At 42.4% G+C, this 1,544-nt stretch carries 2 protein-coding genes; one reads left to right on the top strand and one right to left on the bottom strand.

What is annotated here, in order from left to right:
* Positions 1–65: GTP-binding protein (locus tag ACEW8S_RS01325; RefSeq protein WP_373516391.1), on the bottom strand; the 65-nt coding region annotated here is incomplete at its 3' end.
* Between the two features lie 270 nt (positions 66–335).
* On the opposite strand from ACEW8S_RS01325, the gene ACEW8S_RS01320 reads away from it, so the two are divergent.
* Positions 336–1,544: carboxypeptidase-like regulatory domain-containing protein (locus tag ACEW8S_RS01320; RefSeq protein WP_373516390.1), on the top strand; the 1,209-nt coding region annotated here is incomplete at its 3' end.

Raw genomic sequence — 1,544 nt, 5'->3', positions numbered from 1 at the left:
TCGGCCAAGGTGCTTTTGCCGTGGTCGATATGGGCGATGATACAGAAATTACGGATTTTCTTCATGGGCTAGCGAACTGCGTTTGAACCGGCAAAGATAGGTTATTTTAGGATGTGGAAATGGGCATTTACAAACGCACAGCAGTGGGATTTTTAAAAAACATACGATAGCCGTAGGATTTTACTTAAAAAACCTTAGTTTTGGATTAGAACTTTTATCTGCCACAATCTAGAGACTGGTTTGAATTATGTGATTAAAAAAGACCGACATATTTCGAAATAGTTTCTTACCCTTACGATTTGTTTGTGGCAAGATAACATCCTACAGCCCCAATTTTGAGAAACACAGTGTGTCCCTATTTGTTATGTCTTTTGTTTACGGGCCTGCTCTCGGCTCAAGAATATGCGATATCCGGTAAGGTCGAAAATGCGGAAAACGAACCGGTTTCATACGCCAACATACAACTTTTGAGTGCGGCAGATACCACTTTGGTAAACGGCACATCTTCGGAAGACAACGGTAATTTTGAAATTGAAGGAGTAGCGAAAGGCACCTATCTCATTAAGGCCAGCTATATCGAAAACGAATCAGCGCTTAGAAAAATCGATGTAAATGGCGATGTCGATCTTGAAACCATACGGTTGAACCAAGATGCACAAGCTTTGGATGAAGTAGTGGTGACCTCCCAAAAGCCTAGATTGGAAAGAAAGGTCGACCGTCTGGTTTTCAATATCGGGAATAGCGCTTTGGCGGACAGCGATATTTGGGGTGTGCTGAAAAGAACTCCAAATGTCATCATCGTAAACGAAAAACTGACAGTTAAAGGAAGTAGTGCCGTGGGCATTTTGATCAACGGTCGAAAGGTCAACCTGCCCAAGGACGATATCATCAGCCTTTTATCAGGTACTTCCGCCAGTGATGTCGAGGCCATCGAGGTCATTACCAATCCACCGGCAAAATATGATGCCGAAGATGGGATTCTTATCAATATCATAAAGAAGAAGAATCTGGTGGCGGGATACAACGGTGCGGTATATAATAGGTATAAGCAAGGGATACTTCCTAAGCACAGCATAGGCACCGACCATTATTTTAAAGGTGAAAAAACGGGATTTTCCGTCAATTACAGCTTTAACCATGATAGGGAGGTCATTAAATACACGGACATCACGAATTTCTTTGAAAACAATGAAATAGTAACTACCTGGACAGCCGAGCAGGAATTGTTGCTTCGTAGAAAAAAGCACAACGTATCCGCATTTTTCGACTATGATCTGAACGATAAAAATAGATTGAGCCTTTCGACCATTACTGTTTGGCAGCCTCAAGTGGATCGGGTTTACGATACGGAAACGGCCATTGTGGGCGATACCCTATCTGGTTTCAATACCATTAACAACTCGGACGAACGACAAGTGAACACCTCCTATTATTTGGATTATGTGCATGAACTGGATAAGGTAGGGGCCGAGATTTCACTTAATTCCCATTACACCTATTACGACTATGAACGTGGGCAGGCCTTAAATACCGGGTTTTTGGAT

The organism is Pricia sp. (genome assembly GCF_041745955.1).
Taxonomy (GTDB): domain Bacteria; phylum Bacteroidota; class Bacteroidia; order Flavobacteriales; family Flavobacteriaceae; genus Pricia.
The sequence above is the reverse complement of the archived record's forward strand: the minus strand, read 5'-3'. Positions and strand labels throughout refer to the sequence as shown.